Genomic DNA, 16,022 nt, shown 5'->3' with positions numbered 1-16,022 from the left:
CCGCGAGCCGGCGACCGCCGGTTGGTGTGATGGCCGAGCGGCCGAAGGATGCCGGGGCGCGGGGTGATGCGTTCATGGGGTGTTCGAGGCGATGGCCAGCAGACGTGCCGCCTTGAGCTCTGTCTCCTGCCACTCCCGTTCGGGATCGGATCCCCAGGTGATGCCTGCTCCTGTGCCGAAGTGCAGGGTTCCGGCGTGCCGGTCGATCCAGAACGTGCGGATGCCGACGGCCAGTTCGGCTGCCCCCGTGTCCGCGTCGACCCATCCGATGCCGCCGCAGTACGGGCCGCGCGCGGATGTCTCCAGTTCCCTTATGACGTCGAGCGCGCGGTGTTTCGGAGCACCGGTGACCGAGCCAGGGGGAAAGGTCGCATCGAGCACTTCGGGCCAGCCGACGTCGTCCCTGAGCTCACCCCGAACCGAGGAGACGAGGTGGACCAGGCCCGGGTGCTTTTCGACGGCGCACAGGTCCGGAACGGTGACGCTTCCCGGAGTACAGACACGGCTGAGGTCGTTGCGGACGAGGTCGACGATCATGACGTTCTCGGCGTAGTCCTTCTCCGACAGGTCCGCCTCCGTCCGGCCCGTCCCCTTGATCGGGCCGGAGGTGAGTGTTCTGCCCTGCCGGCGCAGGAACAGTTCCGGTGATGCCGCGACCACCTCCAGGCCCTGCTCCGGCAGGCGGATGGTGCTCGCGTACGGCGCCGGATTGCCGCGTGCCAGGAGGACGGCCAGGGCCTCTATGTCCACGTCCTGCGCGATCTGGGCCGACAGGACCCGGCACAGATTGACCTGGTAGACGTTCCCGGCGGAGATGTGTTCACGGATGCGCCGGACGCCGGTGAGGTAGGCGGACCGATCGAGCGAGGTCCGCCAGTCGGCTCGAGCCGGACCATGCCATGGTGGCGTGATGCCGGCTCCCTCGACCGCGGGGCGCACGTCGCGGAAGCGGGCGCACGTCAAGCTCCCCTCGAAGCTCACTATCACGGCCCAGAATCCCTCCGAGTCCAGGGCTGCCGGATCACTCGTGATGTCCATGAGCCCCTTCGCGTGAACTCCGCCGAGCCGGGCCACGGCTCGAGACTCGTGCAAAGGGATCCCTTCCTTTCCGGCGGCGGGTGACCGTCCGGGCCGTTGTCCCGCGTCATATTCCGTATAACAGAAATCACGTCTATCAGACAGACATGCAGACGGGTCACAGGGAGGTACATTGCGTCCCTCCGTCGTCTGTACTGCAGAAAAGATGTCTGCTATACAGAAGACATGTCGGGGACGGTGTCGTCCAGCAAGGGCGCCACACCCGTGGCCCGACCGCATAGCGGGGGCGGGCGCCCGCTAGGAGCCGATGACCGTGAAACGCGCCTTCTCGCCTGAAGCCAGGCGGTCTCCGCGAGGGGAGACGCCGTGACCACAGCCCTGCCGACCGACCCGTCGCCGGAAACGCGGTGTGTGTGGGGCCTCCCGAACCGGCTCGGTGTCCCGTTACGGACATCGTCACCGTGACGCCTGGCGTGTTCTCCGACGTCGGCCCTGCCCGGACGTCGGCGTCATCGAGCGGTACCCGGATCTGAGGTGCGGCCGTCCTCGGTCGGCTCCCGGGTGAACAACGTGGCACCCCCGCCGCGACGACGACACGGCGGCGCGGATCCGCGCAAGCGGCTGCTGCGGCTCTACGTCCGTGTGCACACGTCGCACCCCTCCCGATGCCGTACGGGCCGCTGCCGTGTGGGGTGCGAAGACCGACAACCTTTCTGCTGCTCACAGTCATCGACGAGGAGTATTCACATGGCAGTCCCGACCCTGCAGGAAGCCATCGACCGAGCGGAATCCCCTGTCCGGCTGCTGTGGAAGGCGAACGCGCCGCGATGGTCGCCGCCGGTCGTGGAACCGGAGTACGCCGGATGGCGCGAGGAACAGACGGCCGCGTATGAAACCGTGGCGCTATCCGATCTGTGCCACCACATATCGGACCTGTTCATCGAGGGACCGGACGCGCTCCGGCTCCTCTCGGATCACAGCGCGAACAGCTACCGCGACTTCGCCGTCGGCCAGGCAAAACAGAGCATCGTGGTCACCGAGGAGGGATACACGGTCGGTGACAACATCCTCACCCGGGACGGTGCCGAGAAGTTCACCATGAGCGGCGTGCCCTCCTCACAGGCATGGATCAGGTATCACGCCGAGGCCGGCGGCTACGACGTGTCGTTCTCGCTCGACCCGGACTCACGAACGCGCGGGGGCGGAGATCCGGTGCTGTTCCGCTATCAGATCCAGGGGCCGCGCGCACTGGAACTGGTCGAGCAGGTATTCGGCGGCCCGCTGCCCAAGACGAAGTTCTTCCACTCGGCTCTGGTCACGCTGGGCGGCCGGACCTTCCGGGCGTTGCGGCACGGCATGACCGGGCAGCCCGGATACGAGTTCATCGGCGAGTGGAAGGACGGAGAGTTCGTCAAGCAGGCCCTGCTCGAGGCCGGGGAGTCGTTCGGCCTGGTCCAGGTGGGCGCGTGGGCCTACTCGACGAACGCCCTGGAGAGCGGCTGGATCCCGATGCCGACTCCCGGCATCTACAGCGCACCGGGACTGCGCGCATACCGCGAATCGCTTCCCGCGCTGTCCTTCGACGGACTGAATCCGCTGCGGGGAAGCTTCTTCTCGGAGAACATCCAGGACTACTACACCACCCCCTACGAGTTGGGTTACGGCAGGCTGATCTCGTTCGACCACGATTTCCTGGGCCGCCAGGGCCTGGAACAAGCCCGGCACGACGTGGCACGCGAGCGGGTCACCCTGGTCCTCGACGCGGACCAGGCGCGCCGCGTATGGGGTGCCGACGGTGGTGACCTGGAATTCATGGAGACACAGGCCCGCTTCCGGGTGGAGGCGGACGACCAGGTCATCGGGATGGCCTTCGACACCGGTACCCTCGCCCCCCGCGGAACGGTCCTGTCACTGGCGCTGGTCGACAGGAAGTACGCCACCCCTGGGACGGAGGTGACATTCGTGTGGGGCGAACACCCCGGCCCCGGGACCGACCCCGATGACGACAGGGGCTTCGAGCGGATCAAGGCGACGGTGCAGGCCTCGCCCTACAACGAGTACGTCCGCACGCGATACCGCGCGAACGACTGACCCAAGGAAGGCGACCGCTATGCAGGGTATGCGTGGTGTCCAGGGAATCCTGGGGGTCCCGGCACCGGTCAACGAACCGATGTTCAGCCTGGAGGAGCGCGACCGGCGCTGGGAACGGCTGCGGCAGTTGATGAGCGAGGCCTCTGTCGAGGTGCTGATCGTCCTGCCGCAGTGGATCACCTCGGACTCGCTCTACATCGCCGACACCGTCGGTGTGACGATCTTTCCCGTCGATGGTGATCCGGTCCTGATTCTCGGTGGTGAGCACAGCAACTACGCCGTCGAGCGGCCGCACTGGATCGAAGACCGGATGAGCGCGACCCCGTTCGGTTCGACCGCGCCCGAGTACGGTGCGGTGACGGCGGATGTGCTGCGCCAACGGGGCCTCGTCGGCCGGCGCACCGCGATCGCCGGGCTGCGCGGCGACGAGTTCTCCTCCGTGCGGCAACCCGAGGGGTACGCCGGGTACACCTCGGTGGCGCGTATCGCGGAAGCGGTCGGCGCCGAACACGTCGTCGACGGCACCGGCATCCTCGGACGGGCCCGGTACGTCAAGGGCCCCGAGGAGATCTCCCGGCTGGCCGCGAGCGTCCGTGCCGGCGAGGCGTCGCTCGAGGCGATGGCGGCGACGGCACGGGTGGGCGTGGCACAGGCCGAGGTGTACGGGCAGATGCTGCTGGCCCAGGTACGGGCCGGCGCGGACGTGCTGCACGTGGCCTGGGCACCGGGGCCATGGGGTGAGGGACGGCACCGGTACGTGACGACCCCGCCCGGAGTCCTGGACCGCGGGACCTTCGTCTCCACGGAGTTGATGCCCGAGATCCGTGGTTACCAGGCCCAGGTCGCGCAGCCCATGGTCATCGGACGGCCGGGCGCCCGGGCTCGGGAGATCTTCGACCGCAACGCGGCCGCCTTCGACACGGCGTTGAAAGCGATGGTGCCCGGGCAGCGATGGGGCGATGTCTTCGCCGCCGTGGAGTCGGTCGCGGGGGACGCCGACGGCCATATGCTCGCCCTGCTGCACGGCCGCGGGCTCGGCAACGACGGGCCGTTGGTCATCCCCCAGCGCGACGCCTCCCACATCGCGGAGCAGCCGATCACCGCGCACACCACCTTCATCCTGAAGCCGTTCCTGGAGGTACCGGAAGCGCCCGTGCCTTCCGCCCGTACGCACGACGTCACGTGGGGCGACACCGTCGTCGTGACACAAACGGGCGCCGAACGGCTGGGCACTCGTCCACGTGAGCTGACCGTCATCGACCCGCAGTGAGACGGCTGGTCTGCTGGGGACACTCCGCCGACCAGGCCGCCGGAACCGCGACCCACGAAGCCCAGGCGGCGGCAAGGCACGTTGGCAAGATCGTGGTGACCGTCTGATTCGGCCCTGGCCGCGCACCGGCCGGCCCCGGTCCGGAAGTCTTGAGCCGGGATCCCGTGTGGATCCCGGCTCAAGACATCACGGTAGGAGCATGACGTTGCCGCCGGGGTAGCCGCCCGCTGCCAGCTCGTGCGCGGCCGCCGCTTCGGACAGCAGGAACACGCGGCCGATGGGAAGCTCCAGCCGCCCCTGAGCCGTCAGCGGCAGTAGCTGGAGCCCGTACTTCACAGGCACTTCACCATTCCCGGCCGGGCGGCGCCGGGACGAGCCCGTCCACGGAGAGTGGCGCGCCCGGTATGCCGCTCGTGCGCGTTGGGCTCACCTGGACGCCGGGGTGAGGGTCCGGGCGAGCTCCCACAGGTCGGGCAGGGAGGCGGTGATACGCCGGGACGTCTCCGGAGGCAGCTGACCGAGGGCCTCGGTGATCGCGTTGTGGAGGCTGTCGTCGACCTCGCCGCCCATGGTGCGCATCTTGTCGGTCGGATGGAGCTCGACGTAGCGCTTGTCGTGGGTGCTGGTACGGCGCTCCAGGAACCCGTCACGGACGAGTTGCGTGACGATGGTGCTGACGTTGTTGGGCTGCATGCCCAGCGCCACGGCCGCCTCACGGACGCCGATGCCCGGTCGGCTTTCGACCAGCCGCAGTACCTCCACGTGGGCGAGCGGACGCCTGCGGGACTCACCGCCCGGGGTCGACTGGCGCTGGTACAGGACTCGGTGCAGGGTCCAGATGACCCGGACCAGCTGCACCGAGGACTCTCGGGTGACGGACTCGCTCATCCCCGCAGAGTACATCTAGTTGTAGAGCCTTTGATCGGGGGTGATCAGGCCACGCACACGCCGGGCACCGCTTCCCCGCGCATCACGACCGGGAACGCCAGCGACCCGTCCGGGTAGAGCGGCAGCGTGTTCTGGAACTCCTCGCTCATGAACGCGTTTCTCAGCGAGGTGAGGGTCTCCCAGACGGCCACGTTCGTCAGGGCGCGACCGTCGCCGGCACCTCGGTACAACTGCGCGGAGACGAAGCCGGGCTGCGCTTTCATGATCATGGAGTCCTGGCGCCAGACGTCGATGACCTTGTCGATCTGGCCTTCGGGGACGACGAAGGTGTTGACGAGGGTGATGGGCCGTCCGTCGTCCGGGCCTTGCAGCTGTGCCAGGAACGGGGTCGAGGGATCGATGTCCCTGAGCTCTATCACGTGAACTCCTCGGTTCAGGCCGGTTGTAGCTGTTGGCGGGCGGAGACGTGGTCCGAAGGCCGGTTGACCGACTCGACGGCCACCAGGGTCGCACCTTGGAAACACCGCACGGCGAAACTCCCTTCGGCCGGGTCACCCTGCAGAACGGCGCGGTCATGGCCGGTGGAGTCGCCGGCGATCTGGAGTTTGAGATCCTGTTGGTCGCTCCAGAACGACGGGATTCTTCGGTAGTTCTGCGGTCGGCCGGTCGTCAGTTCCTCGGCGACGGCGTGCGCTTGGCCGACCGCGTTCTCCACGCACTCGTACCGGACCGTCCGGCCACCGCTGGGGTAGCGGGCACAGTCACCGATCGCGTGGACGTGCGGATCGGAGGTCCGCAGGCCCGCGTCCACCACCACACCGTTGTCGACGCTCAGCCCGGAGCGTTCGGCGAGTTCCGTGTTGGCGCGCGCCCCCACGCCGACCACGACGAGATCGGCGTGGAGTACGGAGCCCTCCTGCAGCCGAACCCCTCGCACGCGGCCCGTTCCGTCGCCGACCAGCCCCGCGACCGGTGACCCCAGGAGAACCCGGCATCCCCACGACAGATGTGTGGCGTGGAAGAACGCGGACGTCGCCGTGGACACCGCCCTTCCCAGAAGGCGGTCGGTGCTCTCCACCACGGTGACGTCCTTGTCCTGGCCGCGTGCGTGGGCGGCGATTTCCAGGCCGATGAACCCACCGCCGACGATCACCAGGTGGTGTGCGACGGCAAGGCGTTCACGCAGGGCGTCGGCGTCGGCACGGGAGTGCAGCCGGAACACGCCGTCGAGTCCGGCGCCGGGCAGCGCGGCGGTCCTCGGTGTCGATCCCGTGGCCAGGACCAGGCGGTCGTAGCGCAGTGACTGCCCGGAAGAGAGGATCAGGGCCTTGGCCTCGCGGTCGATCCACTCGGCGGGATCGCCGCGCCGCAGGTCGATGCGTCTGCGTTCGTAGAAGTCCGCCGGCCGGAAGGCGAGCCGCTGGCCGCCGATGCTGCCGGCCAGGTACCCCTTGGACAGCGGTGGCCGCTGGTAGGGCAGGTCGTCCTCGGCCGTCACGAGCGTCACGGCTCCGGCGTAGCCCTTCTGGCGCAGGGATGCCGCGGCGGTGAAGCCGGCGTGCCCCGCGCCGACGATGACGACTCCCGGCTGATCCATCAGTACTGCTCCGACGGGAGATGCACCGTGAGGTCCCCGAGTTCCGGGGTGGCCTTGAGCTGGCACGAGAGTCTGCTGCACAGCGTGCGCGGGGCCGCTGTCGCCTCCAGCATCGCGTCCTCCGCAGCGCTGGGCGGCGGCAGCCGGTCCAGGTCGGCCTCGTCGACGTACACATGGCAGGTGGCGCAGGCGAGGCAGCCGCCGCACTCCGCGACGATCTCGTCGATGCCGTTGTCGACGGCCGTCTCCATCACGCTGTGGCCGGGTTCGGCGTTCACGATCTCCCGCTCACCGCCGGGCCGCACGAAGGTTATCTTGGTCATTTTCCGTCCGCCGTCCTGTTCTGCCGGGCGTTGGGGTTCTCGGGTGTGAACCTGACGGGGAACTCCAGGATTCTGTGGAGGTTGCCGCCGATGAGGCCGCTGAACCGCACCTCGCCGTCGGTCTCGATGTCCGGCAGCCGGGTGAGGAGCTGGGTGGCGACGGTGGTCATCTCCGCGCGGGCCAGGTGGCGCCCGATGCACAGGTGTCCGCCGAACCCGAAGGCGACATGCGGGTTGGGGCGTCGGCCGAGGTCGAACCGGTCGGGGTCCGCGAACCTCCGCTCGTCGCGGTTGGCCGAGACGTAGTTGAGCAGGATCCGGCTGCCCGCCGGGACGGGGCACCCCTCGATCTCGGTGTCCTGCAGGACGGTGCGCGCGAAATGGGCCAGCGGCGTCGACAGCCGCAGGCTCTCCTCGATCACCTTGGGGAGGACCCCGGGGTCGTTCGCGAGTGCCTCCCGGACTCCGCTCTCGGTGATGATGTGGTGCAGGAGAGCGGAGATGGCCGCCGTGGTCGAGTGATGGCCGCCGATGAAGAAGGACATCAGGATTCCGCCGACCTCGCCGTCGGTCAGCGGCCGGTCTCCCAGGGCCCCTGAGGCGAGCTGGGTGAGGTAGTCGTCCCGGGGGTTTCGGCGCCGGTCTTCGAGTTGGGCCGCGGTGAACGCGAAGAACTCCTTCGCGGCCTGGGGCATCCGGTCGGTGTTCACGGCGGCGACCATCTCCGACCCCAGTTCCCGCATGCGCGGGGCCGCTTCGGCGGACAGCCCCACCATGCGGGAGATGACCAGGGCGGGGACGGTCTCGGCGAGAGCCGCCGTGAGGTCGGCCCTGCCGTCTCGCGCGAAGCCGTCGATCTGTGCGCGCACGATCTCGTCGATCACCGGCTGCAGTTCGCGCACCTTGGCCGGTGTCATCGGTGCGAGCATGATGGTGCGCCACGCGTCGTGTTCCGGACCCTCGAATTCCAGCGGCACGATCTTGGGCAGGTCCTGGGTGGGGAGGATGACCCCTTCCGCCGTGCTGAAGTGCTCCGCGTCCCCGGTCACCGTCCGCACGGCCTGGTAACCGGTCGTGGCGTAGAACCCGTCGTGGGCGGAACTGTGCACCACCGGACACCGCTCACGCAGGTCGGCGTAGGTGGCGAGAACCTCGTCGTGGCTGACGCTCAGGTGGGGGGCGTGGTGGTCGAAGTCGGTCTCGGGCGGGGTCGCCGTCGCTTCCGTACTGCTCATCTCAGGTCCTCCTCGGGTCAATGGCTGGTTGCTGTGCGAGCCGGTCATGAGCGCGGCGAGATCGTCGGGCTTGAGGAAGGAGGGCGGCGGGGGCGGGCCCCGGTGGAACAGTCCCTTTGCGCCTTCGAAGACATCCGGATTCCACAGCTGGTCGTCGACGATGCAGTCCAGGTCGGAGTAGTACTCGGAGAAGTTGCCGGCCGGGTCCTTCAGGTACCAGAAGAAGTCGGAGCCGACGTGCTGGCGGCCGAGGCGCCGGACGTGCCGTTCGGGGTGGTCGTCCAGCATGGCCTTGGCACCGCGCCCGACCTCGTCGACGTCGTCGACCTGCCAGGAGCTGTGGTGCGGGAACGCGACCGGCGCGGCGAAGCGGTCAGTGCCACGGTGACCTTGGAGGGCCGCAGGGATGTCCTTCCGCCGTGGCGGTCACGATCGTGACTGGTGCGCGGACGCCCGCCATGAGGTCACGGAATTCCTGCTCGCCAAGGACGGGGAACCATGGTATCTCCGATCATCATGATGATTATGGTGATGTTGCATCCCTGTTTCGCCGGTCGTCAAGAGGTGGGAAGGCAATCGCCATAATGATTAGAAGGTGCTTGGTCAAACGGTGGCGGGGTGGTGGCGACGCCGCGTGAGGGAGCCTGGGGCGGCCCGGGGGCAGAGCATGGCGCGGCCACTGCCGGCCGCACGGGGAACTGGTCGACGCCCTTGAGCGACGGGGCGAGGAGGCTGTCGCGCGACTCCTCGTGGATCAGGACACGACGGGTTCGTGAGCTTGGAGTGATCGCGAGAGTTCTGCCGTGGCTCATGGCCACCTCGATGTGCACGTCTTGAGCAAGGGTGCTTGGTGGCTGTCCACCGACGGTCGTTCCCAGTTCGGGAACCGGTGGATGCCGGATGCGGCCTCAGCGCCGGCACCGACCAGGCGCCTGTTGCGGCACCGTCCGGAGGCGGCCAACTATTAACTCTACCCATAGAGGTATAGGCTTAGATTCATACCCGTAACCCCCTCGTCATCCAGAGCATCACCTTCTATGCTGGCCGTCAAATAGGACACTGGTCCTTATATTCAGGACACAAGGAGGGGTTGTGGGTTCACCCTCGATGCGACCCGGCCGCCCGGCGGAGCCAAAGATCGAGCGCTCACTCGAGCTGCACCTGCGGGGTGACTGGGGTACCGCCAATCTGCACCGGGTGTGCGGCTGGATCTCGCAGGAACTGGGGGACAGGTGCGGCCCGCACTCGCGGATCGCCACCTGGCGGGGCCGCGGGTTCAGCGACTCCGTACGGGCGGTGGGCCGGGGCGAGGTACAGGTGGCACTCACCACGCCCGCCGCCTTCACGGTCGCCGCACTGGAGGCGGCCGGTGTCTACACGAACGAGTCCTACCCGGACCTGCGCGCCCTGGGTGTCGTACCGCAACGCGACCGTTTGGTGGTGGGCGTGCACAAGGATCTCGGGGTGACGACCTTCGCCGAACTGCGCGAGCGCAAGCCCGTTCTGCGACTTGCCACGTCGGTGCACGACGGCGTCAACCATGTAGGGCTGGCGGCGCATCACGTGCTGACCCGCTCGGGCGTCGACGTCACCGGATGGGGCGGCGAACTACTCCAGGACGAGCGGCCGTACGAATCCCTGGACCACGTGAAAGAGGGCCGGGCGAACGCCATCGTGCACGAGGCGGTGATGCTCCCGGCCTGGCAGGAGATCGGCCGGCACCTGAACTTCCTTGAAGTCGAGAAAGACGTCCTCGACAGCCTCTACGACGACTTCGGCTGGCCGGCGGCCACGGTCGAGGACGGCTACTTCCCCGACCGCACCGCATTCACGACACTCGACTTCTCCGACTTCCTGGTCCTCACCCGCGCCGACCTCCCGGACGACGTGGCCTATGCCATCGCCTGGGTGCTCGGGGAGACCCGGCAGATCCTGGAGAGGCAGTATCACCACCTGGCCCCCGAACGCAGCCCGGTCACCTACCCGCTCGACCCCGTGACCATGGGCAAGACCCCCGTTCCCCTGCACCCGGGGGCCGCCCAGTACTACAGCGCCCTCACCGCGTCATGACGCCCGGCGACACCCCCGCGCTCGCGATCCAGGCCTCCCACGCCCTGGCCGCGGCCGGACAGGGCGACATGGTCTGGGGACATGTCGCGGTGCGCGATCCGCAGGGCCGCGGTATCTGGATCAAGGCACCGGGCTGGGGACTCGAAGAGGTCGACGGGGACCGCCTGCAGCTTGTGTCATGGGACGCCGAAGTCCTGCTCGGGAAGGGGACTCCGCACAAGGAGTGCCACATCCACCTGGAGATCCTGAAGGCGTCACCGGACCTCACCTGCACGGTGCACACCCACGCGGTGTCCGCGGTCGCGTTCGCGGCACTCGGGACCGCGCTCCGCCCGATCTCCCACGACGGATCCCTGTTCGAGGGCGAGGACGTACCGCGCTTCCAGGCCACCGGCAGCCTCGTCAGCACCCCGGAGCTGGGCAAGGCGCTCGCCGCGGACCTGGGCGGGGCCTCGGCCGCCCTCATGCCCAAGCACGGCCTGGTGGCCGCCGGCCGCACCGTACCGGCCGCCGTCATGCACGCCGTACTGCTCGAGCGGGCGTGCGCCGTCCAGCTCACCGCGGCAGCGGCCGGCGAGGTCCGTGTGTGGTCAGGCGACGCCGAGGCCTCGGCCAAGCACGCCGAATGCTGGGCCGACAGTCAGCTGGAAGCCGGATACCGCTACCTCGTGCGGCGGGCGGCGACACTCGCCGCCGCCCGCCCCCTCACGCCATCAGCCATCGAGCCCACACTCCAATGAAGGACCCAGCACCATGAGCGACCAGCACAACACCCTCGCCACACCGACCGGATGGATCATCGTCCCCACCGCCGACGGACCGATGCGCGTGTATCGGGCACGGCCCGACCGGCCCGCGGACCGCGCGGTGATCGTCCTGCAGGAGGCGTTCGGGGTCAATGACCATATCCAGGACATCGCCCGCCGCTACGCCGCCCGTGGCTTCCTCGCCCTCGCCCCGGACCTGTTCCATCGCAACGGGGTGGGCACTCTCGCCTACGAGCAGCACGCCGAGGTCATGCCGCTGATCGGTGCCATCGGACCGGACGCGATCGTCACCGACGTCGAGGCGGTCCTCACCCACCTCGCGGAGCGGGAGGGCGTTCCCGCCTCCCGCACGGCGGTCAACGGGTTCTGCTTCGGCGGCCGGGCCGCGTTCACCGCGGCCACCGGTATCAGCGGTCTCGGCGCCGTCGTCGTCTTCTACGGCCCCGGCATCGCCGCCGGCCCGCACGCGGTCGTGGACCGGGCCAAGAACATCGACGCACCCCTGCAGCTGCATGTCGGCTCCCAGGACCCCACCATCCCCGCCGAGCAGGTCGCGGCCATCGAGGGAGCCCTCACCGCCGCGGAGGCCGACTTCGAAAGCCATGTCTATGGCGGCGCCGGCCATGCCTTCGCCTGCGACGCCCGCCCGCACATGTACGTCGAGCACAGCGCCGCCACCGCCTGGCGGCGCACCCACGCCTTCCTCGACAAGCACCTCCCCCAGGCCGCCTGATTCCATCACCCCGACGAAACAAGGAAGTTTCATGGGTACCGTCACCGAAGTCGTCGCCGTCGTCTGCTCCGACGAGCCCTCACGCACCATCGAGCGCGACGAGCACCTTCTGCTCTCGCCCCCGCACCCCAGCCGCGTGCCGATCAAGCTGTGGAGGGACCACGAGCCGCTGAGCGTCGTGCACTTCCCGCAGGAGTACGAGGCGCTTCCGTTCGCTCCGCCGCGCGGCGTCTACGAGAGCGCCCAACTGCGCGTCGAGTGGCAGACGATGGAGGGCCGTCAGCCCTTCTACCACCGTAACTGCGACGTCGACGAGATCTCCTACCAGATCGACGGCGAGCGCACCCTGATGACCGAGCTCGGAGTGGTCGAGCACCGGCCTGGCGAGTTCTCCCGACTGCCCCGTGGTGTCGCCCACGACAACTGGGGGCGCCGCGAGAGCCACCTGCTCTTTTACACGCCGGCCCCGGTCACGGAGGAGCGTGCCGCCGCCCGGCAGTCGCAGGCGGTCATCCCGCCGTTCCCGGGATGGGAGCCCGGGGCGATCAACGAGGCGGTCACCCAGTGCATGGGCTCCGTCGGACACGACATCACCGTCGCGCCCATCGACGAGCTGCGGCTGCTGGAGCAGGTGCACGCGGAGAAGGAACGCCTCCAGGTCCTCACCGGCTCGGACGAACCCGGCACGACCTGGCTGTACCGTTCCGCGGGCTTCCGCCTCGGCACGGTCCGGATTCGGCCCGCGGGCGTCCGGACGTACCGCCGCGCCCTGGACGCCGACGAGGTCCAGTACCAGATCAGCGGCCGCCGCACCCTGATCAGCCAGCGCGGCATCGTCGACCTCGGGCCCGGCGACTTCGTCCGCATCCCCCTCGGCATAGCCCACACGAGCGTGTGCGGCGAGGAGAGCGAGCACATCGCCCTGTTCTCGGACCGGGAGCTCCCGCAGATCGCCGAAACGACCAGGACCGCCGAGCCGTACACCCCCGAACGCCTGACCGCCCTGAACGTCTGAAACGGCAGAGGAGCCGCACATCATGACCACCATGCTCGCCGCACGGGCCCGGAAGGGCTCCGACGCACTGCACCTGGACAAGATCGACATTCCCGAGCCCGGCCCCCAGGACGTCCTGATCAAGGTAGCCTCCGCGGGGCTTGCCCCCGGCATGATGACCCTGCTGGCCATGGGCGCCTTCAAGCATCTGCCGACCACCCTCGGGCACGAGGCCGCCGGAACCATCGCCGCCGTCGGCAGCGAGGTGGAGGGCATCGAGATCGGCACCCGGGTGCGGGTGCATCCCAACCTCAACTGCCGCGCCTGCCGCTACTGCCGCTCGAACCGGGACATGATGTGCGCGCAGCAGGCGGTGATCGGTCACGCTGGGTTCGGTGACGTCCCCATGCCGCTGTACGAGCGCTATCACGACGGCGGTCTGGCAGAGTACGTCCGGGTGCCGCACTGGCTCGTCGATCGGCTGCCGGACAGCGTGTCCTTCGACGTCGGCGCCAAGGTCTACGACATCGCCAACGCCGTACGCGCCCTGAAGAGCGCCGATCTGCCCCTGGGCGCCACCCTGGTGGTCACCGCCGCCACCGGCACGATGGGCACCTCCACCATCAAACTCGCCCGGCACTACGGAGTGGCGCGTCTGATTCTCGTCGGGCGCAGCGCCGAACGGCTGGAGGCCATCCGGCATCTGGCGGGCGACGTCGCCACCGATGTCGTAGCGCTGGAGACCCTGCCCGAGAACTGGCACTCCGCGCAGGGCCTCACCCGCGCCCTGCGCGCGCTCGTCCCGCAGGGAGCGGACGCGGTCCTCGACTACGTCCCGCAGGGGCCGGCCACCTCCCAGGCCATGGCCTCGCTCACCACCGGCGGAACTTTGGTGCACATGGGCGCCAACCCCAGCCCGCTGACGCTCCCCGCGATCGCCGTCATGGTCAACTGCTGGCGCTTCGTCGGCACTCGTTCCTGCACCCGTACCGACGCACAGGAAGTTCTCTCTCTGCTCGCCGAGAAGGCGCTCGACGTGGACGAACTCATCACCCACCGCTACCCGCTCACGGAGGCGAAGGAGGCCGTCGAGGCCATGCAGAGCAGAACCGAGCCGATCTGGATGGCGGTCGTCAACCCGTAGATCGCCCACGGCAGCCCGTACTCGTCGTGGGCGCGGGCAGGTCGGTCTCACCATGGCCCACCGGCTCACCTCCCACGGCGTAGCGGTCTTTCAGTCGAGCGCAGCGCCTCTGCGGATCCCTCCGATCCCTGATGTCCGCGTACACGTGCACGTGGCCCCGGCACCCTGCAAGTCCCGCATCGAACAGGCTTCCACGGAGCTGATGTGAGACCTGACGGATGACCAAGAGTCCCTCCTGGTGATGCCGTCGGCGGCCAAGGCCGCTCACACCGGCCGAAGAGCCCTTCCGGGGAACTCGCGCAGGAGGTCATGGCCGGCTCGCCGAGACAGCGGCCGTTCTCAAGCCGCCTGGGGCGGAGTCCCGCCACGCTTGATTCTCGTGGCGGGGCGCGCCGGGGACCACCGCCCCGGCCATCCCACGATCACGCGATTTTCTGCGAGTTCCACCTTGCCATCCCCCACATCTAGTTTCACAATAGGGGTCAGTGTTCCGCATCATGCGACAGTATCTCAAGGAGGAGATGTTGTGAGCGAGCTTGTCTCCGAGCAGGACGGCCTTCAGGACACTCGGCGAATCCCTCCGCCGGACCCCGACCGCGAACCGATGAAGGCAAACGTCTACGAGCGGATGGCCAAGGCGGCCTCGCAGCTGACGCCCCTTTTCCCGTACGACCACGCCGGAGCGATCGTGCCCTGCGGGAACGTGCTCATCGGCGGCCCTGAAAAGGCCTACGGGCACTTCTTCCACTGGAACACGGTGAACGAGGTGGCCGTCACCTACGGCTCCAACGAGGCGATGCTCGCCACCGGGCAGATCATGGCGACCCAGAATCTGCACGGAGTGAACTCCTTCCTTCGGGACGAGAAGAACCCCGAGGCGTACGCGGTCATCGTCGTCACCCAGCACCAGTCGGAGGAGGGCGACCAGACCGAGGCGCTGATCGCCCGTTGCAAGAACTGCAAGGCGGAGATCGTCCGCTACGACTACGACGCGACGCCGTTCCCGCTGCCCGGATACGACGTGGCCCGCCACGGTGAACATGACGCCCCGATACGCCAGTTCTCCACGACGCTGGGCTCCATGGAGTTCGTCAGCCGGCGCAACTCCGACGAGGGACGCACCTGTCAGGCGTGCGGGCATGTCAACGACGTGTTCCCGTCGGACATCTGGGGCTGGGCACGCACGGTGGTCCAGACAGACGCCACGACCAAGGCCCACCGCGCCATGCGCGAGGCAGCCGCCCCGCAGGACGACCAGGAGAAGTGATGAACCGCCGCCGCATGCTGCACTCCCTCAAGGTCGCCGCCGAGCTGGGGAACTACGAGGACGCCGCCGTCCTGCCCGCCGACACCGACCCGCAGCTCTATCTGTCACGTAACTGGCTGCCGCAGCCCTTCCACCTGATCTGTGAGAAGGACACCGTGATCAGCCAGCTGTCCGGCGCCGCCCAGGTGCACCTGAAGGACAGTTCCGTGAACCGGTTCCGGATGGACATCGGAGATCACATCTACGTTCCCGCCGGCACCCCGCACCAGATCGTGCCGCTTCAGGAAGGCGTCGCGATCCGCTACATGGCGCTCGACGCCGGCCGCCAGGGGGCCGCGTGGTACTGCCCGGGATGTCAGACCGAGCTCTGCCGCTACGAGTGGGAGCACGACAACGACACCCCGGTCGTCCAGAAGTACGCAGCGGCCTGCGCCCGCTTCACCACCGATCTGTCCGCCCGTACCTGTGCGAAGTGCGCGGCGGTCCACCCGGAGATCAACCTGGCGTCGTACGGCTGGCAGGCCCCCGTTCCCGTCGCCTGAGGGCCGCCCCCGGGCGAGGACGACACACCGCGGGGCAGGAAGCGGCAGTTGACAGCCGGTCGG

The 16,022-nt window shown here is 68.6% G+C and carries 16 protein-coding genes and 1 pseudogene; 9 read left to right on the top strand and 8 right to left on the bottom strand.

Annotated features, from left to right (window positions below):
- Positions 1-72: 72 nt before the first annotated feature.
- A complete protein-coding gene (locus OG852_RS47605) occupies positions 73-1,038 on the bottom strand; it encodes a chorismate-binding protein (protein WP_330351629.1) in 966 nt (321 codons plus the stop codon).
- A gap of 747 nt (positions 1,039-1,785) precedes the next feature.
- On the opposite strand from OG852_RS47605, the gene OG852_RS47600 reads away from it, so the two are divergent.
- Together OG852_RS47600 and OG852_RS47595 are read left to right on the top strand one after the other, a co-directional pair.
- Positions 1,786-3,129, top strand: coding sequence for an aminomethyl transferase family protein (locus OG852_RS47600; protein WP_330351291.1), 1,344 nt, complete (start codon positions 1,786-1,788; stop codon positions 3,127-3,129).
- A 19-nt stretch (positions 3,130-3,148) separates the two neighbouring features.
- Positions 3,149-4,399, top strand: a complete 1,251-nt coding sequence (locus OG852_RS47595) for a M24 family metallopeptidase (protein WP_330351290.1) — start codon at positions 3,149-3,151, stop codon at positions 4,397-4,399.
- 186 nt (positions 4,400-4,585) lie between these two features.
- Here the strand turns inward: OG852_RS47595 and OG852_RS47590 are convergent, their stop codons facing one another.
- From OG852_RS47590 to OG852_RS47560, 7 genes and pseudogenes are all read right to left on the bottom strand, one after another.
- Positions 4,586-4,741, bottom strand: a complete 156-nt coding sequence (locus OG852_RS47590; protein WP_330351289.1) for a hypothetical protein — start codon at positions 4,739-4,741, stop codon at positions 4,586-4,588.
- Between the two features lie 84 nt (positions 4,742-4,825).
- Complete coding sequence (locus tag OG852_RS47585; RefSeq protein ID WP_330351288.1) at positions 4,826-5,287, bottom strand: MarR family winged helix-turn-helix transcriptional regulator; 462 nt, start codon at positions 5,285-5,287, stop codon at positions 4,826-4,828.
- 44 nt (positions 5,288-5,331) lie between these two features.
- Complete coding sequence (locus OG852_RS47580) at positions 5,332-5,706, bottom strand: antibiotic biosynthesis monooxygenase family protein (RefSeq protein ID WP_330351287.1); 375 nt, start codon at positions 5,704-5,706, stop codon at positions 5,332-5,334.
- Positions 5,707-5,720: 14 nt separating this feature from the next.
- Entirely contained in the window at positions 5,721-6,884 is a 1,164-nt protein-coding gene (locus OG852_RS47575) for an NAD(P)/FAD-dependent oxidoreductase (protein ID WP_330351286.1), read from the bottom strand.
- On the bottom strand, positions 6,884-7,207 hold the full coding sequence (locus OG852_RS47570) for a 2Fe-2S iron-sulfur cluster-binding protein (RefSeq protein WP_330351285.1): 324 nt from the start codon (positions 7,205-7,207) through the stop codon (positions 6,884-6,886). The genes OG852_RS47575 and OG852_RS47570 overlap by 1 nt, the downstream gene beginning before the upstream one ends.
- On the bottom strand, positions 7,204-7,902 hold the full coding sequence (locus OG852_RS47565; RefSeq protein ID WP_330351628.1) for a cytochrome P450: 699 nt from the start codon (positions 7,900-7,902) through the stop codon (positions 7,204-7,206). The genes OG852_RS47570 and OG852_RS47565 overlap by 4 nt, the downstream gene beginning before the upstream one ends.
- A 570-nt stretch (positions 7,903-8,472) precedes the next feature.
- Positions 8,473-8,808: pseudogene (locus OG852_RS47560) on the bottom strand (VOC family protein); the annotation flags it as partial.
- Positions 8,809-9,534: 726 nt separating this feature from the next.
- Here OG852_RS47560 and OG852_RS47555 point away from each other — a divergent pair.
- The 7 genes from OG852_RS47555 (at position 9,535) to OG852_RS47525 (ending at position 15,959) form a co-directional block, all read left to right on the top strand.
- Positions 9,535-10,512, top strand: a complete 978-nt coding sequence (locus OG852_RS47555; RefSeq protein WP_330351284.1) for a TAXI family TRAP transporter solute-binding subunit — start codon at positions 9,535-9,537, stop codon at positions 10,510-10,512.
- The gene (locus OG852_RS47550; protein ID WP_330351283.1) at positions 10,509-11,252 is read left to right on the top strand and encodes a class II aldolase/adducin family protein; all 744 of its coding nucleotides are present in this window, start codon (positions 10,509-10,511) and stop codon (positions 11,250-11,252) included. Before OG852_RS47555 ends, OG852_RS47550 begins: the two co-directional genes overlap by 4 nt.
- A gap of 13 nt (positions 11,253-11,265) precedes the next feature.
- Entirely contained in the window at positions 11,266-12,012 is a 747-nt protein-coding gene (locus OG852_RS47545) for a dienelactone hydrolase family protein (protein WP_330351282.1), read from the top strand.
- Positions 12,013-12,043: 31 nt separating this feature from the next.
- The gene (locus OG852_RS47540) at positions 12,044-13,027 is read left to right on the top strand and encodes a hypothetical protein (RefSeq protein ID WP_330351281.1); all 984 of its coding nucleotides are present in this window, start codon (positions 12,044-12,046) and stop codon (positions 13,025-13,027) included.
- A 22-nt stretch (positions 13,028-13,049) separates the two neighbouring features.
- Entirely contained in the window at positions 13,050-14,150 is a 1,101-nt protein-coding gene (locus tag OG852_RS47535; RefSeq protein WP_330351280.1) for an alcohol dehydrogenase catalytic domain-containing protein, read from the top strand.
- A 526-nt stretch (positions 14,151-14,676) separates the two neighbouring features.
- Positions 14,677-15,417: a hypothetical protein gene (locus OG852_RS47530; protein WP_330351279.1), complete on the top strand. Its 741-nt coding sequence runs from the start codon at positions 14,677-14,679 to the stop codon at positions 15,415-15,417.
- The gene (locus OG852_RS47525; RefSeq protein ID WP_330351278.1) at positions 15,417-15,959 is read left to right on the top strand and encodes a hypothetical protein; all 543 of its coding nucleotides are present in this window, start codon (positions 15,417-15,419) and stop codon (positions 15,957-15,959) included. Before OG852_RS47530 ends, OG852_RS47525 begins: the two co-directional genes overlap by 1 nt.
- The last annotated feature ends 63 nt before the right edge of the window (positions 15,960-16,022 follow it).

Source organism: Streptomyces sp. NBC_00582, from assembly GCF_036345155.1.
Classification (GTDB): Bacteria; Actinomycetota; Actinomycetes; order Streptomycetales; family Streptomycetaceae; genus Streptomyces.
The sequence above is the reverse complement of the archived record's forward strand: the minus strand, read 5'-3'. Positions and strand labels throughout refer to the sequence as shown.